20 protein-coding genes are annotated in these 24,304 nt (G+C 60.1%); 11 read left to right on the plus strand and 9 right to left on the minus strand.

Features of this window, described 5'->3' with window-relative positions:
* Positions 1 to 31: 31 nt before the first annotated feature.
* Both thrB and thrC read right to left on the minus strand, forming a co-directional pair.
* Positions 32 to 913, minus strand: coding sequence for a homoserine kinase (gene thrB / locus DWV32_RS00360; RefSeq protein ID WP_117756857.1), 882 nt, complete (start codon positions 911 to 913; stop codon positions 32 to 34).
* A gap of 201 nt (positions 914 to 1,114) precedes the next feature.
* Positions 1,115 to 2,632: a threonine synthase gene (thrC, locus tag DWV32_RS00365; RefSeq protein ID WP_117756858.1), complete on the minus strand. Its 1,518-nt coding sequence runs from the start codon at positions 2,630 to 2,632 to the stop codon at positions 1,115 to 1,117.
* Positions 2,633 to 2,736: 104 nt separating this feature from the next.
* Between thrC and DWV32_RS00370 the strand changes: the two genes are divergently transcribed.
* The 6 genes from DWV32_RS00370 (at position 2,737) to DWV32_RS00395 (ending at position 9,476) form a co-directional block, all read left to right on the plus strand.
* Positions 2,737 to 4,125: an aspartate kinase gene (locus DWV32_RS00370; protein ID WP_099432166.1), complete on the plus strand. Its 1,389-nt coding sequence runs from the start codon at positions 2,737 to 2,739 to the stop codon at positions 4,123 to 4,125.
* A gap of 173 nt (positions 4,126 to 4,298) precedes the next feature.
* The gene (locus DWV32_RS00375) at positions 4,299 to 5,324 is read left to right on the plus strand and encodes an aspartate-semialdehyde dehydrogenase (RefSeq protein WP_117756859.1); all 1,026 of its coding nucleotides are present in this window, start codon (positions 4,299 to 4,301) and stop codon (positions 5,322 to 5,324) included.
* A gap of 456 nt (positions 5,325 to 5,780) precedes the next feature.
* Positions 5,781 to 6,359, plus strand: coding sequence for a methylated-DNA--[protein]-cysteine S-methyltransferase (locus DWV32_RS00380; RefSeq protein ID WP_233514485.1), 579 nt, complete (start codon positions 5,781 to 5,783; stop codon positions 6,357 to 6,359).
* Positions 6,360 to 6,587: 228 nt separating this feature from the next.
* Positions 6,588 to 7,271 (plus strand): response regulator transcription factor, encoded by a 684-nt coding sequence (locus DWV32_RS00385; RefSeq protein WP_117756861.1) that lies wholly within the window; start codon positions 6,588 to 6,590, stop codon positions 7,269 to 7,271.
* A gap of 2 nt (positions 7,272 to 7,273) precedes the next feature.
* Complete coding sequence (locus DWV32_RS00390; RefSeq protein WP_117756862.1) at positions 7,274 to 8,635, plus strand: sensor histidine kinase KdpD; 1,362 nt, start codon at positions 7,274 to 7,276, stop codon at positions 8,633 to 8,635.
* A 166-nt stretch (positions 8,636 to 8,801) separates the two neighbouring features.
* Positions 8,802 to 9,476 carry a TIGR00266 family protein gene (locus DWV32_RS00395; protein ID WP_089572342.1) on the plus strand — a complete coding sequence of 225 codons (675 nt, stop codon included), beginning with the start codon at positions 8,802 to 8,804 and terminating at the stop codon, positions 9,474 to 9,476.
* Between the two features lie 69 nt (positions 9,477 to 9,545).
* Here DWV32_RS00395 and DWV32_RS00400 read toward each other — a convergent pair whose 3' ends face one another.
* A complete protein-coding gene (locus DWV32_RS00400) occupies positions 9,546 to 10,790 on the minus strand; it encodes a chloride channel protein (RefSeq protein ID WP_117756863.1) in 1,245 nt (414 codons plus the stop codon).
* A gap of 185 nt (positions 10,791 to 10,975) precedes the next feature.
* Positions 10,976 to 11,614: a GyrI-like domain-containing protein gene (locus DWV32_RS00405; protein ID WP_117756864.1), complete on the minus strand. Its 639-nt coding sequence runs from the start codon at positions 11,612 to 11,614 to the stop codon at positions 10,976 to 10,978.
* Between the two features lie 271 nt (positions 11,615 to 11,885).
* Between DWV32_RS00405 and DWV32_RS00410 the strand changes: the two genes are divergently transcribed.
* A complete protein-coding gene (locus tag DWV32_RS00410; protein WP_117629924.1) occupies positions 11,886 to 12,587 on the plus strand; it encodes an ABC transporter ATP-binding protein in 702 nt (233 codons plus the stop codon).
* Between the two features lie 5 nt (positions 12,588 to 12,592).
* Complete coding sequence (locus tag DWV32_RS00415; protein ID WP_233540366.1) at positions 12,593 to 15,358, plus strand: FtsX-like permease family protein; 2,766 nt, start codon at positions 12,593 to 12,595, stop codon at positions 15,356 to 15,358.
* A 484-nt stretch (positions 15,359 to 15,842) separates the two neighbouring features.
* Here DWV32_RS00415 and DWV32_RS00420 read toward each other — a convergent pair whose 3' ends face one another.
* The 3 genes from DWV32_RS00420 to DWV32_RS00430 all read right to left on the minus strand — a co-directional run bounded on the left by DWV32_RS00420 (position 15,843) and on the right by DWV32_RS00430 (position 19,460).
* Positions 15,843 to 16,763: a helix-turn-helix domain-containing protein gene (locus DWV32_RS00420; protein ID WP_117756865.1), complete on the minus strand. Its 921-nt coding sequence runs from the start codon at positions 16,761 to 16,763 to the stop codon at positions 15,843 to 15,845.
* Between the two features lie 392 nt (positions 16,764 to 17,155).
* The gene (locus DWV32_RS00425; RefSeq protein WP_117584154.1) at positions 17,156 to 18,235 is read right to left on the minus strand and encodes a 6-phosphofructokinase; all 1,080 of its coding nucleotides are present in this window, start codon (positions 18,233 to 18,235) and stop codon (positions 17,156 to 17,158) included.
* 139 nt (positions 18,236 to 18,374) lie between these two features.
* Positions 18,375 to 19,460 (minus strand): carcinine hydrolase/isopenicillin-N N-acyltransferase family protein, encoded by a 1,086-nt coding sequence (locus DWV32_RS00430; RefSeq protein WP_117648268.1) that lies wholly within the window; start codon positions 19,458 to 19,460, stop codon positions 18,375 to 18,377.
* A 161-nt stretch (positions 19,461 to 19,621) separates the two neighbouring features.
* Between DWV32_RS00430 and DWV32_RS00435 the strand changes: the two genes are divergently transcribed.
* The 3 genes from DWV32_RS00435 (at position 19,622) to DWV32_RS00450 (ending at position 22,086) form a co-directional block, all read left to right on the plus strand.
* Positions 19,622 to 21,007 carry a M18 family aminopeptidase gene (locus tag DWV32_RS00435; RefSeq protein ID WP_187361795.1) on the plus strand — a complete coding sequence of 462 codons (1,386 nt, stop codon included), beginning with the start codon at positions 19,622 to 19,624 and terminating at the stop codon, positions 21,005 to 21,007.
* A gap of 214 nt (positions 21,008 to 21,221) precedes the next feature.
* Positions 21,222 to 21,602: a hypothetical protein gene (locus DWV32_RS10180; RefSeq protein WP_158566021.1), complete on the plus strand. Its 381-nt coding sequence runs from the start codon at positions 21,222 to 21,224 to the stop codon at positions 21,600 to 21,602.
* Entirely contained in the window at positions 21,595 to 22,086 is a 492-nt protein-coding gene (locus tag DWV32_RS00450) for a PIN domain-containing protein (protein WP_117648267.1), read from the plus strand. Before DWV32_RS10180 ends, DWV32_RS00450 begins: the two co-directional genes overlap by 8 nt.
* 179 nt (positions 22,087 to 22,265) lie before the next feature.
* On the opposite strand, the gene DWV32_RS00455 is transcribed toward DWV32_RS00450, so the two are convergent.
* Both DWV32_RS00455 and map read right to left on the minus strand, forming a co-directional pair.
* Positions 22,266 to 23,201 (minus strand): D-2-hydroxyacid dehydrogenase, encoded by a 936-nt coding sequence (locus DWV32_RS00455; RefSeq protein ID WP_117756866.1) that lies wholly within the window; start codon positions 23,199 to 23,201, stop codon positions 22,266 to 22,268.
* A 130-nt stretch (positions 23,202 to 23,331) separates the two neighbouring features.
* A complete protein-coding gene (map, locus tag DWV32_RS00460) occupies positions 23,332 to 24,219 on the minus strand; it encodes a type I methionyl aminopeptidase (RefSeq protein WP_055286839.1) in 888 nt (295 codons plus the stop codon).
* Positions 24,220 to 24,304: the final 85 nt, after the last annotated feature.

Below are 24,304 nucleotides of genomic sequence, written 5' to 3' on the forward strand. Positions count from 1 at the left end.
AGGGGACCGGTGAGAGCAATGAGGCAGGGCGCTACAGGTACTCGATTTGAGCGCCCTCGGTGTCGCACGTCAGAATATGCGTCTCACACTTGGGGAACTGCTCACGCAGCTTGACCTGCAGGAACTTCGCCACGATGGTATCGTCGGTTACGGCCATGAGGGTCGAGCCGGAGCCACTGATCCAGATGGTCTTGGCGCCGCCGTTAAGGCAGGTGTCGCGCACAGCGTTGTAATCGGGAATCAGGCGGCGGCGATAGGGCTCCTGGATGCGGTCGTCGTTGGCGGCGGCAATCAGGTCCAGGTCACCAGTCTCCAAGCCGCGCGTCATGCCGGCGATGCGGCCCATTTGCCATACGGCGGTGGAGGTTGGAATCTCCTGCGGCACGACCTTGCGCGCCTCACTCGTGTGTACCTCGTAGGGCGGAATCACGGTAATAAAACGCAGGCGATCGCTCACCTCGTAGCGCAGGCACTGGGGGAGCGAATCGGTCGGCGTAAAGGAGCAGACGGCGCCGCCCAGGATAGCGGGGGCGACGTTATCGGGATGGCCCTCGACCTCGGTGGCAATGCGGACGAGCTCGGCGCGGTCGACGGTGTGGCCCGTCAGCGCGGCGGCGGCCATAATGCCGGCGACAACGCAGGTGGAGCTGGAGCCCAGGCCGCGAGCGACGGGCACATCGGTTTGAATGTCGATGGCAACGGGAAAAGCCGGCTCGCCCCATGCGGCAAGCGCATCGACAAAGCTCACGTAGACCAGGTTGTTCTCGTTTTGGAATTCCTCGGGGCAGCCCGTGATGGAGAGCTTGTCGGCGCGCTCGAAGGTGAAGTGCGAGTAGAGGCTGACGGCCATGCCGAGGGTGTCGTAGCCAATGCCCAAGTTGGCGCTTGTTGCTGGGACGGTGATCTTGATCATGGGAATCTCCTGGGCGGTCTGCCTGTTTAGTTCGCTGCTCGGGCAGTCCTGGCTCGCTCGGAAAGCACATTAAGTGCTTTCCGGCTCGTGCGGAACTCGCGACGAACTAAACAGGCAGACCCGCATGTCAGCTCGTCATCATCCCGGTGGGTTTCTGATAAAAGAAGGTGCGCCGGCTTTCGCCGGCGCTTAATAAGGGGTTTAGTTGGTGCTCATTCGTTTTGCTGCGGACTCGACGTAGCTGGCCATCTCATCGACGTCGCAGACGTCTTCGAAGCGGACGGGCTTGGACTCGAGCTCGGCGAGCTGTGCCGGGGCGACCGTGTTGGTGGCCTGCTCGAGCACACGCATAGCCTCAAAGTCGTCCTCGGGCACGTCGAGGCCCAGGGCATCGCAGCAGGCGCGCGGGAACTTGTAGGGGCTGGCGGTCGAAAGCAGCACGCGGGCCTTGGCGCCCTCGGCGGGGGTGACTTTTTCAAAGACGTGATAGCCGCAGGCGGTGTGCGGGTCGATCACGTAGCCGTTTGCGTCCCAGCAGCTCTTGATGGCAGCGCGGACCTCGTCCTCGCTGGCCCAGCCGCAGCCAAAGACGCTCTGAATCTTTGCCAGCAGGTTGGCGGGGACTTCGTAGCGACCAGTCTGTGCCAGCTGCTCCATAAGGTCGGCAACAAGCTCGCAGTCGCCGTCGGACAGGAAGTAGAGCATGCGCTCCAGGTTGGAGCTGATGAGGATGTCCATCGACGGCGAGATGGTCGTGAAGAACGGACGGTTGCGGTCGTAGACGCCGGTGGTCAGGAAGTCGGCAAGCACGTTGTTCTTGTCGCTCGCGACGATGAGCTTGGCGACGGGCAGACCCATGCGCTTGGCATAGTAGCCGGCCAGGATATCGCCAAAGTTACCGGTCGGTACACAGAACTCTACGGCGTCGCCAGCCTCGATAGCGTCGGCGCGCAACAGCTGCGCATAGGCGGCAAAGTAGTAGACGACCTGCGGTACCAGACGGCCGACATTGATGGAGTTGGCGCTCGAAAGCACCGTGCCAGCGGCCTCCAGGCGCTCGGCAAGCTCCTTATCGGCAAAGATGCGCTTGACGGCGCTCTGGGCGTCGTCAAAGTTGCCGCGGATACCGCAGACGGCGACGTTGTCGCCCTCCTGCGTGGACATCTGCAGGTTCTGCACGCGGCTGACCTTGCCCTCGGGATAAAAGACGGTGATGCCCGTACCTGGAGCGTCGGCAAAACCGGCGAGTGCGGCCTTGCCGGTGTCGCCCGACGTGGCGGTGACGATCATGATGCGCTCGGCGCCGCCGTCCTTGGCGGAGGTGCGGGCCATCAGACGGGGGAGCATCTGCAGGGCGACGTCCTTGAAGGCGCTTGTGGGGCCGCCAAAGAGCTCCATCACATAGGTCTGAGGGACGTCAGCGCCCGGTGCGGCGTCGAGTTTGACGAGCGGCGTGACCTCTTCGCTCGCGAACGTGCCGCGGTATGCCTCATTCACACAGGCCGAAATTTCTTCGGTCGTGTAATCATTCAGTAACATTCCCAACACATCTTGAGCGATTTCAAAGTACGATTTATCTGCAAGCGAGCTGATATCGACCTGCTGGGTGCCGAGCTCGTCCGAGACAAACAAACCCCCGTCGGGAGCGATGCCGGTACGGATTGCCACCTTACTTGAGCACGATAAAGTGCGTCCTCGTGTACTATGATAAGTTCCCATATAACACTGCTCCTCGGATGCCTTGGTCCCAATCGGTGAAACCATGGTATCAGAGCGCGCAAAATAGGTTCGCAGAGGCTTTTTAGAAAGGTAACCTCCAGCCCATGATTAAGATTGCCAAGTTTGGCGGCTCGTCGGTCGCCGACGCCGAACACTTTAAGAAGATCAAGGCCATCGTCGATGCCGATCCGGCCCGCCGTTTTGTGGTGGTTTCTGCCTGCGGTCGCCGTTTTAAGGGCGACACCAAGGTGACCGATCTGCTCTACTTGGTCAACGCGCACGTCAAGTACCACGTGTCGTGCGAGGAGCTGCTCGAGGACATCGGCCAGCGCTATTTTGATATCGCTGACGAGCTGGGGCTCACCTATCCCATCCGCGAAGAGTTTGCGGCCTTTGCCGAGCGTGCTCGCTCCGGTGGCTACTCCACCGAGGAGCTCGTAAGCCGCGGCGAGTACTTTACCGCTCGCCTGATGGCCGAGTACCTGGGCCTGCCGTTCCTGGATGCCGCGACGGTCGTGGCGTTCCATCATGACGGTACGCTCAGCATGAACCGCACCGCCGAGCTGGTGCAGGAGTACGGCCAGCAGGGCGGCTTTGTTATGCCCGGTTTCTACGGCGCGACGCGTGAGGGGCAGATCAAGCTGCTCGACCGTGGCGGCGGCGATATTTCCGGCTCGATTCTGGCCAAGTGCCTTGGTGCCGACCTGTACGAGAACTGGACCGACGTTTCGGGCTTCTATTCTGCCGATCCGCGTATTGTTCCCGAGGCTCAGCCCATTGCGCGCGTTACCTACGAGGAGCTGCGCGAGCTTTCGTACATGGGTGCAAGCGTCCTGCACGAGGAGGCCGTGTTCCCCGTGCGCGAGGCAGGCATTCCGCTGGTCATCAAGAACACCAATGCGCCGCAGGACCCCGGCACCATCATTAGCGAGACGGCTGACGAGGGTGAGGCGGAGCCTATCATTACCGGCGTGACCGGCAAGCGCGGCTTTGTCGCCATCAACGTTGCCCGCGACCGCACCAAGCCCCGTGTCGGCTTTATGCGCCGTGCACTTTCGGTGTTCGAACGCTATGACGTTTCCGTCGAGCATATGCCCACCGGCGTCGACCGCTTTGGCGCCGTGGTGCAGGAGCAGGATGTGCACGACTCGCTGTACTCGCTCGTGGGCGACATTCAGCAGGAGGTCGAGCCGCTCGAGATCGAGGTTGTCGAGGGTTTGGCGCTCATCGCGACCGTCGGCCGTAACCTTCGCGGCCGCGCAGGTATCTCGGGCCATCTGTTTGGCATGCTTGGTCAGGCCGGCGTGAGCGTACGTATGATTTCGCAGAGCTGCGACGAGATCAACATCATTATCGGCGTAGAGGAGAAGGACTTCGACCTGGCGATTCGGACCATTTACCGCGCCTTCTCCGACGAGAACGGCATTGTGAAGGTCTCCGACCTGGAGGCTCCCGTGCCGGTCGATCCCGCTCCGGCCGCGCTCCACAAGTAGCTGCTATCCCAGTAGATTTTTGGGACTTGCTTCAAAAACTACGGCGGGGCGTTTCGTTTCGGTTTCGTTTCGACGGGGCGGGTTTCGTGCCCGCCCTGTTCTTGTATACACTGGCAACAATAATCGGCCTGCTCGGCGTGCGGGCAAAAGCCACAGCCTTTAAAGGGGGAAGCATGAAACAGTACACGGTTGCTATTTTGGGCGCGACGGGAGCCGTGGGCACCCAGATGCTTGAGTGCCTCAACGAGCAGGAGTTTCCGGTCGGCAAGCTCAAGCTGCTAGCGAGCGCGCGCTCTGCGGGCAAGACCGTCGAGTTCCGCGGCGAGCAGGTTGTGATTGAGGAGGCTTGCCCCGAGGCCTTTGAGGGCTGCGACATCGTGCTCGGCGCCGCCGGCGACGATATTGCGAAGGAGCTACTGCCCGAGGCCGTCAAGCGCGGCGCCGTCGTGGTCGACAACAGCCACGCCTTCCGCATGGATCCCGAGGTGCCGCTGGTCGTGCCCGAGATCAATGCCGACGACATCAAGTGGCATCACGGCCTTATCGCCAATCCCAACTGCGCGACCATCATCGGCCTGGTTCCCACGTGGCCGCTGCACCAGCTTGCTGGCGTGAAGCGTATGATCGTGTCCACGTATCAGGCAGCTTCGGGCGCTGGCGCTCCCGGTATGGCCGAGCTCGAGGCTCAGCTTGCCGCCCTGGGCCGTGGCGAGGAGATTCCCGAGCCGCGCGCGTTTGCCGCCCAGCTGGCGAGCAACCTGATTCCGCAGATCGGCGGTGTCAAGGAGGAGGGCTTTACCTCCGAGGAGATGAAGCTGCAGAACGAGGGCCGCAAGATCATGCACCTGCCCGAGCTGCGCGTGAACTGCACCTGCGTGCGCGTGCCCGTGCTGCGCTCGCACTCCGAGAGCGTTACGCTCGAGTTTGAGCGCGACATCACGGTGGAAGAGGCCCGTGCTGCGCTGGCTGCCGCTCCGGGAGTGAAACTGGTTGACGACATGAGCGCCGAGGATGCACACGACCGCTTCCCCATGCCGATGGACACCTCCGACCAGGATTTGATTTGGGTCGGCCGTGTGCGTCGCGACATCTCGAACCCCGAGGCCGCGCGCGGCATCACCTTCTGGTGCTGCGGCGACCAAATCCGTAAGGGCGCGGCAACCAACGCCGTCCAGATCGCTAAGCTGCTCTGCGAGTAGTGCGACCTGTCCGGCGGGGTCCGGGCTTAGTTTTCAGAACGTCCTCGACCATGTGTGGCGCCTTGTCCTGCTCCTTCGGAGCTGCGGACAAGGCGCCACACTGGTCTGCGGAGTGTTCTGAAAACTAAGCCCGGCCCCCGCCTGCGGCGACTCGGCTGCGAGCGGCCTGCGATGGAGCCGTTGCTGGTTGGGGCCGCTGGGCTGATGTGGGGGCACGTGGTTGTTGCGGGCCCTAGTCCCGGCGGCGGCCTCGGCGCTTTGCGCCTGCCGCCTTGGGGGGGGCTGCGGAGCGCGGCCGGCAGCTGCGGCGCGTTGCGCCTGCTGCCTGCGGGGACTTTGGGGTCGTGCGGCAGCTGGGGCGCTGTCGCGCCTGCTGCCTTGGGTGACTTTGGGGTCGATTGGGGTTGTCTGCACAATTCGCGGTATTATGTTGCGGAGTTTTGAAAGGAGCCGCTGGTGGTCACGACGACATTTGCTTCGCCTTTGGGCGAAATCTTGCTTGCCGCTGATGGCCGCGGTCTGACGGGGCTTTGGTTTGAGGGGCAGGAGCACTTTGGTTCCACGCTTCTCCGGGAAGACTCCGAACATGTTGAAGGCGCCGACGCGGTTTCCGGTACCGGTGGCATGTTGCCGGTGAGTCCGGCAAATGGCGCGGCTTCTTCGGTGCTTGAGCGTTCTTGGGCTTGGCTGAATGCTTATTTTGCGGGGCAGGAGCCTCGGTTTACGCCGCCGTTGCATATGATCGGCACGGCGTTCCAGCGCGAGGTTTGGTTTGAGCTGCTTTCAATTCCGCGTGGCGAAGTCGCTACGTATGGCGAGATCGCTCAGCGTGTTGCGGCTCGACATCGTGTGCCGGGAAATGAGGCACCCGTCGTGTCTCCTCGTGCGGTGGGGGCTGCGGTTGCGCGTAATCCCATTTCGATTATCGTGCCGTGCCATCGCGTGGTCGCGGTCGACGGATCGCTCAACGGATATGCTGGCGGCCTTGATCGCAAGGAGTGGCTGCTTCGGCTTGAGGGCGCGTACGAGGAATAGCGCTCGAACGCTTTGCATAACTAGGACGCCGCGAAAGGACGAGCCTCCGTCCTTCTACGGCCGGCATGCGTCCAGACGCTTGGCATCTGCGCTTTAAGTTTGGCTAAGCCATATCTTGCGTATTTGAAAACGCGCAGGTTGAGCCGCTAGGGCTGTGCTAAGGCAGCTTTCGGTGCGCTATTATCGGCAGTATCGAAACCTGTATTTCCATGCGCCAAAGGAGCAACTATGAAGCTGATGCTTGCCGAGGACGAACCTGGTCTCTCCCGCGCCCTCACCGCGATTCTTCAACATAGCGACTACGAGGTCGACACCGCCCTCGACGGCTTGACGGCGCTCGAGAATCTACTCACCAACGATTACGACGCCGCAATCCTGGACATCATGATGCCCGGCATGGACGGCATCGAGGTGCTCAAGCGTACACGCGCCGCCGGAAATCGACTGCCCATCATCATGCTCACGGCAAAAAGCGAGGTGTCCGATAAGGTCGAGGGCCTGGATGCCGGTGCCAACGATTACCTGACCAAGCCGTTTGCCGCCAAGGAACTGCTTGCGCGTATTCGTGCCATGACGCGCGCCGCGACGGCAATTGACGCCACGACGCTCAGCGTGGGTAACGTGCGCCTCGACACGGCGGCTTGCACGCTTGTGGGACCCTTGGGCGAGGAGCACCTGGCCAATCGCGAGTTTCAGCTTATGGAACTCTTTATGCGCAACGCCGGCACGCGCATGCCCACTGAACGTCTGATGCTCGAGGTTTGGGGTGAGGACGCGCCCGAAGGCGCCAACGTGGTGTGGGTCTATATCTCGTACCTGCGCAAAAGGCTGATGGCGCTTGGTGCCAACGTTGCCATTCGCGCGTCGCGTAACCAGGGCTATTCGCTCGAGGTTGTCGAGGAAGGCGAATAAGCGTGAGCGCGAGCGCGTGGTGCAAGCGCATGACGGAGTGGTTTCACGCCGCCTCGAGTAGTACGGGGCGGGCTAATTCTGTTGACGCATTGGGCCGCCGTCTGCGTCGCAAGTTTATCCTCGTTGCCATGGGCGCCGTGACCGTGGTGCTCACGCTTATCATCGCCGGCATCAACATCGTCAATTATTCGCATGTCTGCAAGATGGCCGACGCTCGCCTGGACTATATTCTGGCGGGCAAGGACGGTATCGATTGGGGGGACGAGCCTAAAGCCGAGCCCGCTAATGGCAAGGATGCCGGCGATAGCCAAGCGGGCGTTCGCATCAGACACTTCGAAGGCATGACGGCGGAGTCTCCCTTCGACACGCGCTACTTTACGGTGACGATTGACGCCGGACAGGTTGCCGATGTCAATACGGCCCGCATTGCCGCGGTTGGTGCCAAGCGCGCCGCCAGTATTGCCGCAAGGCTGCATGCCAAGGGCTGGACCTCGGGCTTCTCTGGCAATTATCGTTATACGACCGACGTCCAGGACGACGAGATCACCTATGTGTTCGTGGACTGCTCGCGCGAGCTTGCAAGCTTTCATTCGTTTTTGAGCGCGAGCGTGGCGATCAGTTGCATTGGCTGGCTGGCGGTGCTGGCAATTGTGGCGGGTGCCTCGGGTGCGGTGATTCGGCCGATGGTCGAGAGTTATAGCAAACAGAAGCGCTTCATTACCGATGCAAGCCACGAGATCAAAACGCCGCTGGCCGTGATTGACGCCGCCAACGAGGTCCAAGAGATCGAGAGCGGCGAGAGCGAGTGGACGCAGAGCATTCACGAGCAGGTCGCGCGGCTGACGGCGCTCACGGAGCGTCTGGTGTTCCTGGCGCGTATGGACGAGGGTTCGGCCGGCTTTACTATGGCGACGATTGATCTTTCGGAGGCCGTGGACACGGCTGCGACGCCATTTGAATCGGTGGCGGTTTCGCGCGGAAAGCGGCTGTCGACGTCGATCGCGAGCGGTGTGCGGGCCCATGCCGATGCCGCGGCAGTGGCGCAGGTTGTTGAGCTGCTGCTGGACAACGCCACACGCTACGCAAGCGAGGACAGCGTGATCGAGCTGAGCCTGCGTGCCGTTTCGCGCGGTGCGGGCAAAGGCTCGGCCGAGCTTGTCGTATCGAATGCTGTTGATGAGCTGCCCGAGGGCGACCTGGACCGGCTGTTCGACCGCTTCTATCGTGCGGACGTGTCGCGCAGCTCCAAGACAGGTGGCTCGGGCGTGGGGCTGTCCGTCGTGCGCGCCATCGCCGAAGCCCATGGCGGATCAGCCACCGTATCCGGCCACGATCATCAGATCACCTTCACCGTCCGCCTCTAAGACCTGCCAAAAAGGGACAGGTTTATTTTGGCAGGTTTTATCTGTGCAGACGGCAGCGGAGGCTGGCGGTGATCGGCGCCATGAACGCCACCGACCCAAATAAACGCACCTCTAACTGCTAAAATATGGACATCGTTGTTCGGCTCCCGAAGGAAAGGAGACGGTCATGCAGTACGAGATCGGCGGAGGGGCTTTCCCGGTTGTTACGTGCAACCTTAGCGACGGCGAATCCATGATCACCGAAAGCGGTGCCATGGTCTGGATGACCCCCAACATGGAGATGTCCACCTCGGGCGGTGGTATAGGCAAGATGTTCTCTAAGGCTTTTTCGGGTGAGGCGTTGTTCCAAAACATTTGGACCGCGCACGGCGATGGCATGATTGCGTTTGGCTCTTGCTTCCCCGGCCGCATTATACCGATCGAGATTGGCCCTGGTAAGAGCTGGATTTTGCAGAAGCGTTCGTTCCTTGCCGCGGAAAGTGGTGTTGAGCTGAGCATCCACTTTAACAAGAAGGCAAAGACCGGCGTCTTTGGCGGCGAGGGTTTTATCATGCAAAAGCTCACGGGCTCGGGTATTGCCTTTGCCGAGATCGACGGCGACCTAGTTGAGTACGAGCTTGCTGCTGGCCAGCAAATGATTGTAGATACCGGCAACGTGGCCGGCTTTGAGGAGACGGTGAGCATCGACGCGCAGATGGTCAAGGGCGTCAAAAACATCATGTTTGGCGGTGAAGGCGTGTTCAACACTGTGCTCACCGGTCCGGGGCGCATCTGGCTGCAGACAATGCCCATTTCCAATCTTGCGGCAGCAGTGGCTTCGATGACCAACAACAATAACTAATCGTGTATAGGATGACGCGCGCGGCGGGCCCGGCCTGTCGTGCGCGTTTTTTGGTGGCAAACGCCCTGTTTATCGGGTGCGGCTGTGCTCCTGCAGCGCATAGATCGACTTATCCATGTTGAACAGGTAGGCCACGACGCAGACAATAAAGAACGTCGGCAGATTACCGAAACCGAAGACCTCGCAGCCAATGAGGATCGGCGCGAGCAGCGTGTTGGTGGCGCTGCCAAAGACGGCGGCGTATCCCAGCGCGGCGCAGAGCTCGACGGGCATGCCGAGAATCCCGGCGAGTACGACACCCAGGCTGGCGCCGATGGAGAACAGCGGCGTTACCTCGCCACCCTGATATCCTGCGGCAAGCGTGGCAATGGTGAGTGCGAATTTGAGCGCCCAGTCCCAAGGCATGATCGACGCCTCGCCGTTGTCACCCAGTGCCGCGGATATCAGGTTGGTGCCAAGGCCGCAGTATCGCCCCTGCCACAGCGCGAACAGAATCGCCGACAGCGCAAGGCCCATAACGGCAACGCGTATGTAAGGGCTGGGGAGCAGCCGCGCTGCAAGGGTCTTGGCATGGGCAAGGCACCAGGCAAAAGCTCCACCTACCATACCAAACGCGATACCCAACAGCGCCAGCCGTCCAAGACCGGGGAGGTCGAGCGCATACGAGGCGACAACGGCGACCTCAAACTTCTCGAGCCCCAGAGCGCCGGAGGTCATGCTTGCGGCGAGCGAGGCTGTAAGCGCGGGAAACAGCGCGCGGTATTCCATGCGTCCTGCGACCAGTACTTCGATCGCAAAGACCGTGGCGGCGAGGGGCGTTCGGAAGAGTCCGGCAAAGCCGGCGGCCATGCCGATAAGCAAAAACGTGTTGCCGGGTTCTCGGAAAGGTAGACGTCGGCCGATCCAATGCGAGACGGTTGCGCCGATCTGCACGGCTACGCCTTCGCGTCCCGCGCTGCCGCCAAAGAGATGCGTGGCCCACGTGCTCAGCATAATGAGCGGCACCAGACGCGGGGAGATGGCGTCCTCGCGTCCGTGACCTACGTCGAATACTAAGCTCATGCCCCGATCGGTGCCTTTGCCCCAGGTGAGGTAGGCAAATACGATGGCCAAGCCCATGAGGGCGAGGAAGGGAAGGAGCAGTACGATGTGCTCGTCACGGAAGGCGCCGATTGCCAGGAGCACACGACCAAAAAGGGCACAGATGGCGCCAACGATAACGCCGATAGGGATTCCGACGGCACCCATAAGCATGAGGCCGCTATAGGTGTTGACCAGGCGTTTGATTCTGCTCGAAGCGCTGCTTTCTGACATTTTGCTTTCCGACACTTGCTCTCTTGATAGAAAAAGAGCTGGAGTTGCGCATCGTTGAGAGGCTTTCCAGCTTTAGCAAAACAAACTTATAAGATGCGACGGGCCGCGTCAAGATAATTACCGGACGGCCTAGGAGGCGGCTGGTTGGCTGGCTTAAAACCTAGCGCGTGAAATGACGCCCCACGCTATTCAGCGCGCTTGATAGGATGACGAACCACGGTCTTAAGTTTCTCCGGTGCGCATTTGCGTGGATCGGAGAGATAGATTTCGTGATGTAAACGGGTGTCTGAGAAGTCGGGAACATAGCCCAGCTCGGTCGTGTATTCATGCATAGCGTCTACGGTCGCCGGTTCGTTGTCGTAGGGCCCGGTGTGCATGCATTGAACGCAGAGACCCTCGTCAACTTTAAGCAGTTCGACGGCGGAAAAGTCCAGTTTCTTTTTGGTCGTGGCTTCCGCGACTGCCCAGTCAAAGTCATCTCGGGTGACGAAATCAGGCAGGCGGATGCACGAGATAAAGTTGAAATTGTCCTTGTGTACATAATCGATGTCGCCGCTCGGGGACTCTTGCCACCAGAAACCCTCGAGCGGCGGTACCACAAAGTCGAAATAGCCCTCGATACTCCTTGAGCCTTTCTTCGACATCTTGACGGTATAGGCGATGCCGTAAAGTAGCGGCAGGGCGTTTTGATACTCGCCACCTTCGGTATTTGGGTCGCCCTTTCCGCGAACGGCAACGTAGCTCATAGGCGGGACTGTTACGATGCTCGGCTTGCTTGCAGGTTTGTAGAGCTCCTTGCATTCCTTCTTAAAGTCGAACGCCATGTTGGCCGCCTTTCTGCGTATTGGCCTGCTTAGATAGTTGAATCATATCATAGAAACGAACAGCTGTTCGAATGATTTGGCTGACAGATTGAGATGCGTGCGTTGTGTTTGGCGGTCGGCCTGACCCCGTTGATGATTTCTCGGCCTCCCCGGCGCCCTATCTATAGCTGCCGTTTCCCCATATAAAACCTGCCAAAATAAACCTGTCCCTTTTTGGTAGGTGGGAAATGGGTAATACTAAAGAGTTATCCGACCAGATGGGAATTAATCGATGGCCTATATCGAATTCAAAGACGTCATCAAGGCATACGGCGAGGGCGATGCCCGCATCCACGCGCTCGACGGCGCGAGCTTTACGGTCGAGCGCGGCGAGCTCGCCATCATTTTGGGTGCTTCGGGTGCCGGCAAGACCACGGCCCTCAACATTCTGGGCGGCATGGACACGGCAACTTCTGGCACCGTGACGGTGGACGGGCGTGACGTGAGCTCTGCCAACGAGGCTCAGCTTGTGGAATACCGTCGCGCCGATGTTGGCTTTGTCTTTCAGTTCTACAATCTGGTCCCTAACCTGACGGCGCTTGAGAACGTCGAACTCGCGGCGCAGATCTGCCCCGATTCGCTCGATGCCGAGCAAACGCTTCGCCAGGTTGGCCTGGGCGACCGCCTCGCTAACTTTCCGGCGCAGCTTTCGGGCGGCGAGCAGCAGCGCGTATCCATCGCCCGCGCGCTGGCTAAGAACCCCAAGCTGCTTTTGTGCGACGAGCCTACGGGTGCACTCGACTACAAAACCGGCAAGCAGATCTTGCAGCTGCTACAGGACACTTGCCGCAAGCAAGGCATTACGGTCATCATCATCACCCACAACTCTGCGCTGGCGCCCATGGCCGATCGCCTGATCCGCTTTAAGAGCGGCCGCGTGGAGAGCGAGACGATCCAGCAAAATCCTGTGCCTATCGAGACGATCGAGTGGTAGCGCCCATGAATCAGGACCGCCAAAACAGTCAACGCCGCGACGCGCAGAACACGGAGCGCGAGCAGGATTTTACGACCTACCGTACCGCCCAAAGCTCAAACGATATGGTGCCGACGGTTTTTCGCCGTGGCATCTACCGCACGATTCGCGGCAGCCTCAAACGCTTCTTGTCTATCGTTGTGATCACCGCGCTTGGCGTGAGCGTGATGTGCGGCCTTAAGGCGGGCTGCGAGGACCTGTGTGATTCGGTCGACGCCTATTTTGACCAGCAGAATGTCTATGACATCAACGTGCAGTCGACCTATGGTCTGACCGATGACGATATTGCCGCGATCCAAGAGGTCGATGGCGTCGAGACGGCCGAGGGCATCTATACCGAGACCGCCTATACCGCCGTGGGTACGACGCGCGAGCGTGTCGTCGTACAGAGCCTCTCCAAAGAGAATATTGACCAACCGGTGCTAGTGCGCGGCGAGCTGCCCGAGACTTCGGGCGAAGTGGCAGTGACCTCACGTTTTTTGAAGGCTTCGGGCAAGAAAATCGGCGATACGGTGAGCTTTGCCGCCAACGATGCGAGCTCGTCGAACCAAAGCGCCAAGGACCAGTTTGCCGATGGGGACTACACCATCACGGCCGAGGTTCTCGATCCTACCGACGTGAGCTCCGACTCGACAGTCAACGCCTTTCGCGCTGCTTCGACTGCGGACTACAAGTTCTACGTGAGCGAGGATGCCGCGACATCTTCTTCCTACTCCGCTGTCCACGTGGTCGTCGAGGGAGCCAAGAGCCTCAACTCCTATTCGGATGCCTACTCGGCAAAGATCAATGAGGTCAAGGGCAATATCGAGAAGATCCGCGAGGAGCGTGAGAAGGCGCGCGCCCAGGAGCTGACGGTCGACACACCGGCGAGCTTGGACGCAGCTGAGCGTCAGGCGAATATGGTCTTTGGGATCGAGCAGGACAACATCAATCGCATGGCCGAGGGCAGCGACGAGCGTGCGCAGGCGCAAGCCGACCTGGACCAGCGCCGTGCCGCCGCCGACCAGCAGTTTGCCGATGCCCGCGCCGAGCTCTCTGACCTGGGCGAATGCACCTGGTACATCCAGGACCGCGGCAATATCGCAAGCTACTCGAGCGTCGAGAGCGATAGTTCTTCGATCGAGGCCATCGCCACGGTGTTCCCGTTCATCTTCTTTATCGTCGCCGTGCTTATCAGTCTCACCACCGCCACCCGCATGGTCGAGGAGGAGCGCACGCTTATTGGCCTGTACAAGGCGCTCGGCTATTCACGCGGGCGCATCCTGTCCAAATATGTGGACTACTCGCTGTGGGCGTGTCTGATCGGTGGCGTGCTCGGCAATATCATCGGATTTGTGGGTCTGCCGCTGTTCTTGTTTACGGTGTTCGACGACATGTACTCGCTGCCCCAGATGCTGCTTTCGTACGACATCGTGTCCTCGATCGTTTCGGTGGCGCTGTTTGCCGTGGGCGTGGTGGGAGCCACGATTATCGCCTGCCGCCACGAGATGGCCGAGACCCCTGCCTCGCTCATGCGCCCCAAGGCTCCGCGCGCCGGCTCGCGCATTCTGCTCGAGCGCATTGGCTTTATCTGGCACCGCATGGGCTTTTTGAACAAGGTCGCTGCACGCAACCTGTTCCGCTACAAAAAGCGCGCCTTTATGACCATCTTTGGCATTGCGGGCTGCACGGCGCTTGTGATTTGCGGTATGGGCATCCGTGATACGTCGGTCGCGCTGTCGCCCAAGCAGTACGGGCACATCACACGCTACGATTTGCTGGCGGTCGCCAATCCCGATGATTTTTCGCAGACGTGCGCGGCGTTGGATGAGCGCAGTGCAGCCAAGGATTCCAACGTGACCGTGACTTCGACGCTGCCGATTATGACCGACAACGTTACCTTTACATTCGGCGGAAAGAGCGAGACCGTGCAGCTGATCGTGGTGCCCGATGACCGCACGAACGACCTGGATGACTACGTGCGCCTAGAGGACGAGTCCAAAGAACCGCTCGCCCTGCGTGACGGGGATGTGTATTTGAGCAAGAGCTCTCAGCTGGTGCTGGGGATCAAGCCGGGCGATACGGCACACGTCCAGGATTCGTCGCTCAATGTTGCCAAGGTCAAAGTCAGCGACATCTCGCTCAACTATCTGGGCAACACGCTTTACATGACGCAGGGCACCTATGAGCGCGCGTTCGGTCGAAGTGCACGCCTTAACGGCGTCTTTGTGCTGCTTAAGGGTTCGTCGGCCGACCAGATTGCGTTTAGCAAGAATCTTAAGAGTGACGGTTGGCTTACGATTTCGAGTACGGCCGAGCATTGGGAAAACTATGAGGCGAACTTTACGATTATCAATTCGGTCGTGGTGCTCGTGACCTTTATGGCGGCGTGCCTGTCGTTTGTGGTGGTGTTTACGCTGTCCAATACGAATATCTCCGAGCGCGAGCGCGAGCTGGCGACCATTAAGGTGCTGGGCTTCCGCCGTGGCGAGGTGCACCACTACGTCAACAAGGAGACGTTGATCCTCACGGCGATTGGTGCCGCGCTGGGCGTACCGCTGGGTGGTGCGCTGGCCGAGAGCTTTACGTACATCTTGCAGATGCCGTCATTGTACTTTGACGTCGAAGTCGAGCCGCTGAGCTACGTGCTTGCCGTGGTGCTTTCCTTCGGCTTTACGTTTATCGTCAACCTCGCCACCAACCGTACCCTCAACAAGATTGACATGGTCGGTGCCCTCAAGAGTGCCGAGTAACCTGCCAAAAAGGGACAGGTTTATTTTGGCAGGTTTTATCTGGGCAAACGCCGGACAACCATTAGGTGGCCCGGCGTTTGTTGCTTTGCTATCTTCTGCTCGCAGGCGTGGATGAGAGGCTCTCTTTGGCCTTCGAGATTGGGCTTGTATGGGTCGTATGCCACAAAATGGGCCTATCTACTACGTTTGCTACCACACCCTCGACCGTGACAAAGATTATGAAATTAAAACCGCAGGTAGATGGCTTGCCAGTTTTCGGAAAAGGCGGGTATGGTCGGCCCTCTCGAGTTAAACGTAGTAAATAGGCCCTTTTCTTGGCGCGCGGTCAGCTCAATGCTAATCTCCGTGCCGGAACTGACCCAGTTGTTTGTAAGTTGCGGTGATATACGGACTGTTTGGCGCTTTGGAGCTTCAAAACAGCCCCTATCTCACCGCAACTTAGGAGAAGGGCGGGGGCGGTTGGGTGCTGGTGGGTCGGAGCGTGTTAGGCCTGTTTGCGGCGCTTCCATTGTTTGCGGCACCAGCGCATGAGCGCCTTTATGACGGGAATCGTGATGAGGATGATCCATGCAGGATGGGGCTGTCCCAAACAGAGCCACATGTAGAGGAACCAAGCGATGGCGACTGCCGGGTAGATGGCCTCGATCAGCTTAGACAGGTGGCGCCGATCGATGAAGTCACCAATCGCGTAGTAGACGGGAACCAGAAAGACGAGGAAAAGCCCCATGCCCCATGTGCCGTAGACAATGCCGAGCACCAGATAGGCGAGAGTGACAAGTGCGGGGAAGGGGAATTTGTTCCATGCACGTCCGACCTTGGTGTGGAAATGCTTGCCATGATGGTCGAGCTTGTCGTGTGCTTCCTTCCAGCTGGAAAACGTCTCGCCGTCGATGGTGACGGTGCCGTCGTCATTGGTGCGCACGCTATGTCCATCGTCCTCAAGCGTATCGATATGCACGCCGCCCGGCCCCACATGCACCTCTTCGCCCTTGCGCTCGTTGGTCACATGGATGCCGCTCCAACCAACATGGACTTCCTCGCCCTTATTGGGATCAATGACGTGGATACCGCGCGCGAGGGAAATGTCGACAAGTGGTTTGTCGCCGCAATCGGCGTGCTCGGCAGAATCCTCAGCCTCGTCAGCCACATCCGCCGTCTCGGTGTCGGCGCTACCGTCCTCCAGGTCGTCGGCATCGTTGGCCGCCTCCCCATACAGCAGCTCATCCAGCGACACGCCATACAGCGCGGCGAGCGCAATAAGGTTATCGGTATCGGGCGAGGACTCGCTGCGCTCCCATTTACTAACAGCCTGGCGGCTTACGCCCAGCTGGGCAGCGAGCGCCTCCTGAGAAAGGCCGGCAGCTTTACGGCGATCGACGAGGCGCTGCGCCATCGCAAGATCCATGGTGGTTCCTTTCGTTTGATGGTCGAATCGAATGAGCCGAGTATGCCGAGAACAACCGGTAGCGACCACCATTTCTAGTTAGAATCTGCCCCAACCCTACCGCAACTACCGGTAGCAACCCCTAGCGACCAGCCATTTTAGGACAAATGTCAGTGCTACTCTCAGCTAAGAGCCTGCAACATCCCAAAATCTCAGCCCAGGCACCCGCAGCGAGAAGGCGAATAGCCTCGGCCTCCCTAGTTACCGCAGGAGGCCCCAGGGCTTTCCTCCCAAATCTTTCCGCAGGACGGAAGGACCCCGCCGCGCGAAGCGCGCAGCGGGGTCCTGACATGTCCGAGGACGATTTGGGAGGAAAGCCCTGGGGCCTCCGATGAGAGCAGTTCCAGCCGAGGCTATTCGTCGCCGAAGCTGATGCCCAACGCCTTGGCCTCGCGCACCAGGTCGCTCTGGGGGTCGACAAACTTGAGCTTGCCGGCGACCTCCTCGAGCGGCATGTGGCACATCTTGCCGTCACGCAGGGCAATCATGTAGCCAAACTCGCCGCGCAGGCAGCCGAGCGCTGCCTCGACGCCGCACTGGGTCGCAAAGATGCGGTCCTGGGCGTCGGGCTGGCCGCCGCGCTGTGTGTGGCCGGGGATGGCGACGCGGGTCTCGCGACCGGTCTTGGCCTCGATCTCCTTGGCGATGTCGTAGACAATCGACGGGCTCGTTCGCTCGGCGAGCTTCTTCTTGTACTCCTTCTTGGACAGTGCCGCGTCCTCCTTGGAGATAGCGCCCTCGGCGACGGCCACGATGGTAAAGCGGCTGCCGGTCTCCATGCGATGCTCGATGGTCTTGATGACGTTGTCCATGTCGTAGGGGATCTCGGGAATCAGGATGACGTCCGCGCCGCCCGCGACGCCGGCATACAGCGGAATCCAGCCGACCTTGTGGCCCATAATCTCGATGACAAACACGCGGCCGTGGCTCGAGGCGGTAGTGTGGATGTCGTCGATGCACTTGGTGGCGACGTCGATGGCGCTCGTAAAGCCAAACGTCAACTCGGTGCCCCAGGTGTCGTTATCGATGGTCTTGGGCAGGGCGATAACGTTGAGGCCCTCTTCGCGCAGGCGGTTGGCGGTCTTGGTGGAGCCGTTGCCGCCCAGCATAAACAGGCAGTCGAGCTGCAGCTTATGATAGGTGTGGACCATTGCGGGCACCTTCTCGACGCCGTCGGCCTCGGGAATGTCCAGGCGCTTGAACGGCGTGCGGCTCGTGCCCAGGATGGTGCCGCCGCGGGTGAGGATGCCGCTAAAATCGGCGGGCGTCATGACGCGGAACCTGCTGTAGATAAGGCCCTGGTAGCCGTCCTCAAAACCATAGATCTCGATAGGCTCTTCGCTATTGGTCATAAGCGTTTTGACAATGCCGCGCATGGTGGCGTTGAGCGCCTGGCAGTCGCCGCCACTGGTAAGAAGACCGATCCTGAGCATTATGAATCCTTCCGGGCAAGTTATAACATGCGCATAAGTTTACCCCCGCACACTGTTGATACGGGGGTAAAACGTGTTAGCTCAAGCGTATGGAAATGTAAGCAACGTCAGGGAACGTAAGGTCGACGGGCCTGGCTCCTTACAGTGCGAAGGCATCGACGTTGCCCCAGTGGCGGCGCAGCGTGATGGCGGCAGCGGGCTCGGTATTGTCGAAGACGACCGACCATTGCGTATTGCTGGTGATGTCTTCCGGATTGGGCTCTTGCGCTGCGGCTCGCAGGGCTTCCCAGGCAATCGTTTCGTCTTGGGCACCGACATGGGCGTCGAGGACATCGGCGATGGCGATGGCGCGTTCCTTGCCATGGCCCAGCTCGCCGTTCTTTTGGTTGGGGAGCACTTCGTCGCCATAGCAGGCGTAGAAATTCGTAACCTGGCGTACAGGAGTCGCTTTGAAAGCGCGGTCCGGATCGCGCGGGTCCCACTCTACTACGCGCGCGTCACCGGCGGCGTCGTTGATAAAGAAGTGGTAATCGCGTCCTGCCATGGCGTGCATGTCGTAGGCGGAAAGCAGGTCGACAGCTTCTTGCGTGGTGGCGGCACGGTCGAGCACCAGACGGATGGCGAGCGAGGTATTGATGACGGGGCGTTGCGTGTCCTGGTCACAGGGCTTGGAATCCAGGGTGAGTACGGCAACGGACACGCCGCATTCGTTAACACCGTCGAGCTGGGCAAACGGGCCCATGAGTGCGGCGACGCGTCCGGCGACGGAGTCAAGCGGAGTGTTATCGCCCAGGTTATTGAGGGCCGCAAAGCCGATGGAGGCATAGCCGTCACGCGGGTGATTGCGCACCAGCAGCGCCGAGGTGTCGTCCTTAAAGTCGTAATTGCGACCGGTGCGCACGCGGCCTTCGGCATCTACGGCGACAAAAGCGCTGCAGGCAAACTGGGGTGCCTGGACATGTGTCGGCACACCGGGCAGCACCTGCGCCACCACGGCATCGATGTAGGCCTGGTCGTCGCGCACGCCAGCAGCGATGATGCGATCAAGATCGTAGTCGTAGGCGATGTCGATTGCGTACAGGTCATAGCCATCCGCATAGTCGGTCAAGCGTTTGAGCGACGCGGCGGACTTGATTTGCTTGTGATAAACGATACCGGTGACAGCGGCAAGGCCGACGGCGGCTCCCGCGACACCGTAGGCGATGGCAATGTTACGTGGCTTCATGACGACTCCTCTCGTCCTGTTAGCGTAATTGTCGCAAAAGGAGTGCGGGCATGATGACTCAACTTGGTGAGCGGCGCGGAATTAAGCACGGAATGAAGAGTGCGGCGCTGGCGCGGCGGGGTATGCTGGAAGGGACCATCAACCCAGCGAAAGGGGAGAGCATGACGGATCAGGAAACGCCCGAGCGCACGCACGTGACGGCCGACGATATCGAGGCCGCCAACGACCTTATCGACTTTATCGAGGCATGCCCCAGCATGTTCCATACGGCGGCGACCATTATGGCCGAGCTCGACGAGGCAGGCTTTACCTATCTGCCCGAGAACGCGGCATGGGATATCGAACCGGGCGGTCGTTACTACACGCAGCGCAATACTTCGAGCGTTATCGCCTTTAAGGTGGGCGAGGACTTGGCTGCGACGTGGGGCGAGGACGGCGTTGCCGGTGACTATCATTTTCAGCTCACGGCGTCGCACAGCGATTCGCCGACGTTTAAGGTCAAGGCCGTGCCCGAGCTCGATGGCGCAGGCGAGACGTTGCGCCTGAACACCGAGGCTTACGGCGGCATGATCGACTACACCTGGTTCGATCGCCCGCTGGCGCTCGCGGGCCGCGTGCTGGTGCGCGAGGGTGACCGCATTGAGAGCCGCCTGCTTGCCACCGAGCGCGAAGTCGCCATCATCCCGAGCCTTGCCATCCACATGAACCGCGGCGTTAACGAGGGCTTTGCTCCCAACCGAGCCGTCGACCTGTGCCCGCTCATCAGCGCCGGCGAGCTTAAGCAGGGTGACTTCGATGCCCTGATCGCCGAAGAGCTGGACGTTGAGCCCGAGCAGATTCTGGGCCGCGATCTGTTCCTGGTCAATCGTCAGGATGCGCGCATTTGGGGCTGGGCCGACGAGTTTATCTCGACGCCCAAGCTCGACGACCTGGCCTGCGCCTACACCTCGCTGCAGGCATTTTTGGGTGCCGAGAATGCGCACGACGTTTCGGTCTTCTGCTGCTTCGATAACGAGGAGGTTGGCTCCGAGACCAAGCAGGGCGCCATGTCGACGTTCTTGGCCGACGCGCTGCGCCGCATCAACGGGTCGCTGGGCTTCGATGGCGAGTCGTACCACCGCGCACTTGCCGCTTCGATGCTCGTGAGCTGCGACAACGCGCATGCCGTGCACCCCAACCACGCCGAGAAGTGCGATGCCCGCAACCGGGTTGTGCTTAACGGCGGCATCGTCATCAAGGAAGCCGCCAACCAGCACTACTGCACCGATGCTTTTAGCCACGCGGTGTTCCAGGCTATCTGCGATGACGCCGACGTGCCCACGCAGGCCTTCGCCAACAAGAGCGATATGGCCGGCGGCTCCACGCTCGGCAATCTGTCCAATATGCAGGCGAGCATGCATGCCGTGGACGTGGGCCTGCCGCAGCTGGCCATGCACTCGAGCTACGAGACCGGCGGCGTGCGCGACGTGATGTACGCCATCCGCGCCCTTACCGCCTTCTACGAGCGTGACCTGACCATCAACGGAGCCGAAAGCGTGGAGCTCTAAAACCTGCCAAAAAGGGATGTTAATTTCGGCAGGTTTTATCTGGGCGAATGCAAAAGGTGAAACCGAACTGGATTGGTGATGCGTAGCCGCCGAGGTGCAGTGTGCCTCGGCGGCTTTTTGTGTACAGAGTACGGCTGATGCTTGTAAATGCTATACATGCTTTACGTATCTACCATAGAGTTTTATGATAGTTTTGAAGTATTAAGGAGGGGTCATGACCACAACAGCCGCTCAGATCAACGTACGTCTCGATGCCGATCTTAAAAGGAGTGGGGACGCCGCTCTCTCCAAGGCCGGTATGACGCCGAGCCAAGCGGTGCGAGCGCTCTGGCAGCTTGCAGCGTCGCTGGCCGATCGCCCCGGTGCGCTCGAGGATATCCTGCTGCCCAGTCGTGCCCGGGCGGAACAGCGCGAGCGCGAAAAGGCTGTCAAACGTAAGCTCGAGCTTATGGATCAGGGGTCGAAGCTGTTCGCTGCCGCTTGCTGTGAATCGAGAATCGATATGGTCAAGGCTCAGCCATCGGACGACGAAGAGCTCAAACGGAATGCCTATGCGGATCGCTATGGCGAGGAGATGAGCTGGCTCTATGAGTGAGACTCCAAAGCGCATCTTGGTTGACACCAACGTGTGGCTCGATTACTTCATTCCCTCACGACGTGGTCGTTCGGTGGCGATTGAGTTTTTACGCGATGCATGCACGGCGCAGGTTGATTTGCTGTATGCGGCGACATCGTCCAAAGACCTGTTTTATTTGATTTCAAGCGAACATAAGGCATGGTATCGGCGCGAGCATGGTTCGCTTTCCCAAGATGCCGCTGCGGCAGCGACATCGCTTGCATGGGATTGTCTTAGCGTGCTGTCGCAGCTTGCCACGCCAGTGCCCTGTGACCTGAGCGACATCTGGATGTCGAGCAGGCAGCGTGAGCTCCATAGCGATTACGAAGACGATTTAATCATTGCGGCAGCGATACGCGCTCAAGCAGATCTACTGGTCACCAACGATGTCAAACTCTGTTCACACGCACCCGTCGCAGCAATGAGTGTAGAAGACGCAAAAAATTATTTAGCAACGCTCTAGCAATTTGAAGACCCTGCAGGTTGAGCAAACGTCAGCGAGAGCCCGCCAGAGTGAGCAAGGTGACGTGAAAGAGGAGGGCATAGGCCTTTTGGCCATGCCCGACGATTGAACGTCAGATTGCCGCTCTGGCGGGCTCGCAGCGTCGAGGGGTTCCGGCGTTTGGCAAAACGCCGGAACAATTAGTGTTCGATCCAGCAGCGCAGGGTCTCGCCGGCCTGCAGGTGACGCAGATTCTCCGCGGCGATGTCGACCACGTTGTTGAGCGTGGCGGCCAAGTGGAACCAGCCGGAGATGTGCGGCGTGATGAGCATGTTGGGCGCATCCCACAACGGGCTTGTCTCGGGCAGCGGCTCGGGGTCGGTGACGTCGACCGCGGCGCCGGCGAGATGTCCTGATTCCAGGGCGGCAACTAGGTCGTCGGCAACCACAAGATCGCCGCGGCCGCCGTTGGCAAAGAAGGCGCCCGGCTTCATCGCGGCGAAGAACTCGGCGTTCGCCAGGCCGCGGGTCTCGGGTGTGCTGGGCATAAAGGATGCGACGACGTCTGCCTCGGCCAGGCGCTCGGGCAGGGCATCCATGCCGTCCATGTCCTCAAACACAATGGGGTAGACGAGCGGATGACGCTTGATGCCGCGGACGTGTGCGCCCATGCTGCGGCAGAGCGTGGCAAAGTGGCCGCCGATATCGCCCGCGCCCAGCACCAGCACGTTGGCATTTTTGAGCGAGGTAACCGGCCCCAAATCCTCCCAGCGATGCTCGCGCTGCAAGTCGTGATAGCCGGGCAGGCGCTTCATCATGGAAAGGGTCATGGCAAACATGTGCTCGCTTACGGCCTGGCCATAGGCACCCACCGAGCAAGACAGTTTGGCGTCGGCCGGCACGGTGCCGGCGGCAAGGTAGTCGTCATAGCCGGCGGTCTGCAATTGCAACAGCTGGAGATGCTCGCATGCCGTGAGCATGTCAGGGTCGATGTTGCCCAAGATCACGTCGGCGTTGGCGACTTGTTCGCGCGTGATAGCGTCGGCGCTCGTGTAGATAAAGTCCTCGCCCGGAGCGCTCGACTCAAGAATTGCGCGATGGTGGTCGTTGACGGGCAGCAAAACCAAGATGTTCACAAGTAGTCCTTTCCGCTTGACCCGCCAAAAAGGGACAGGTTTATTTTGGCGGGTTTTATCAGGCAAAACGTTCAAACAAAAACGCCGGATGCTAGACGAGCGTGCCCGTCAGCATCCGGCGCATCCACGGCTACCAGCTCAGCAGCTCGTAGCCGTCCTCGGTCACTACGAGCTGTACCTCGCACTGGGCCGAATCGCTGCCGTCCTTGGTGCGCACACACCAGCCGTCGCCCTTGCTAATCTTGATGTCGGGCGCTCCGGCATTGACCATGGGCTCGATGGTAAAGACCATGCCCGGAGCCATGATGGTGTCCACATCGGGCGCCTCGGTGGTAAAGCCTACAAACGGGTCCTCGTGGAACTCCTTGCCAATGCCGTGTCCGCCGTACTCGCGCACCACGCTAAAACCGGCGTCCTCGACCGTCTTTTGCACGGCCTCGGCCATCACGGACAGCGGTAGCCATGGCTTGACGGCCGCCAGACCCGCTTCCACGCTGGCGCGGGTGACATCGACCAGGCGCTGGCGCTCGGCCGAGACCTCGCCGATGCAGAACATGCGGCTCGAGTCGCTAAAGTAGCCGTCTAGGATCGTGGAACAGTCCACGTTGATGATGTCGCCCTCGTGCAGCACGTCCGTATCGCAGGGAATGCCGTGGCAGACCACATCATTGATCGAGGTGCACACGCTCTTGGGGTAGCCCTCGTAGTTGAGGTCGGCCGGCGTGCCACCGTGCTCGACGGTGTAGTCGTAGATCATCTGGTCGATCTGGTTGGTGGTCATGCCTGCGGCGATATGCTCGCCCACATAATCGAGCACGCCCACGTTGATGGCTGCCGAGCGCTTGATGCCCTCGATATCGGCGGGAGTCTTGTAGAGCGTGCGAGGCAGAACCTCCCAGCCTTCTTCCCACAAGCGCTCGAGGCGCTCATCAAAGGCGCTATGGCATTTCTTGTATTTCTTGCCGCTGCCGCACCAGCAAGCGTCGTTGCGGCCGGGCACGGGTCCTTTGTCATACATGGCTAACTTCCTTTCATCCGCAGCTAGTATAGCCCACCCGCAGACCAGCTCATTTGGGATGGGGCTAATTTAGCTGCTGGCGGGC

Source organism: Collinsella sp. AF04-24, assembly GCF_003465685.1.
Taxonomy (GTDB): Bacteria; Actinomycetota; Coriobacteriia; order Coriobacteriales; family Coriobacteriaceae; genus Collinsella; species Collinsella aerofaciens_AP.

Bases quoted from the DNA above. Each gene is read 5' to 3' on its own strand.
- thrB (WP_117756857.1), bottom strand. From the start codon at position 913: ATGATCAAGATCACCGTCCCAGCAACAAGCGCCAACTTGGGCATTGGC.
- thrC (WP_117756858.1), bottom strand. From the start codon at position 2,632: ATGGGAACTTATCATAGTACACGAGGACGCACTTTATCGTGCTCAAGT.
- DWV32_RS00370 (WP_099432166.1), top strand. From the start codon at position 2,737: ATGATTAAGATTGCCAAGTTTGGCGGCTCGTCGGTCGCCGACGCCGAA.
- DWV32_RS00375 (WP_117756859.1), top strand. From the start codon at position 4,299: ATGAAACAGTACACGGTTGCTATTTTGGGCGCGACGGGAGCCGTGGGC.
- DWV32_RS00385 (WP_117756861.1), top strand. From the start codon at position 6,588: ATGAAGCTGATGCTTGCCGAGGACGAACCTGGTCTCTCCCGCGCCCTC.
- DWV32_RS00395 (WP_089572342.1), top strand. From the start codon at position 8,802: ATGCAGTACGAGATCGGCGGAGGGGCTTTCCCGGTTGTTACGTGCAAC.
- DWV32_RS00400 (WP_117756863.1), bottom strand. From the start codon at position 10,790: ATGTCAGAAAGCAGCGCTTCGAGCAGAATCAAACGCCTGGTCAACACC.
- DWV32_RS00405 (WP_117756864.1), bottom strand. From the start codon at position 11,614: ATGGCGTTCGACTTTAAGAAGGAATGCAAGGAGCTCTACAAACCTGCA.
- DWV32_RS00410 (WP_117629924.1), top strand. From the start codon at position 11,886: ATGGCCTATATCGAATTCAAAGACGTCATCAAGGCATACGGCGAGGGC.
- DWV32_RS00415 (WP_233540366.1), top strand. From the start codon at position 12,593: ATGAATCAGGACCGCCAAAACAGTCAACGCCGCGACGCGCAGAACACG.
- DWV32_RS00420 (WP_117756865.1), bottom strand. From the start codon at position 16,763: ATGGATCTTGCGATGGCGCAGCGCCTCGTCGATCGCCGTAAAGCTGCC.
- DWV32_RS00425 (WP_117584154.1), bottom strand. From the start codon at position 18,235: ATGCTCAGGATCGGTCTTCTTACCAGTGGCGGCGACTGCCAGGCGCTC.
- DWV32_RS00430 (WP_117648268.1), bottom strand. From the start codon at position 19,460: ATGAAGCCACGTAACATTGCCATCGCCTACGGTGTCGCGGGAGCCGCC.
- DWV32_RS00435 (WP_187361795.1), top strand. From the start codon at position 19,622: ATGACGGATCAGGAAACGCCCGAGCGCACGCACGTGACGGCCGACGAT.
- DWV32_RS10180 (WP_158566021.1), top strand. From the start codon at position 21,222: ATGACCACAACAGCCGCTCAGATCAACGTACGTCTCGATGCCGATCTT.
- DWV32_RS00450 (WP_117648267.1), top strand. From the start codon at position 21,595: ATGAGTGAGACTCCAAAGCGCATCTTGGTTGACACCAACGTGTGGCTC.
- map (WP_055286839.1), bottom strand. From the start codon at position 24,219: ATGTATGACAAAGGACCCGTGCCCGGCCGCAACGACGCTTGCTGGTGC.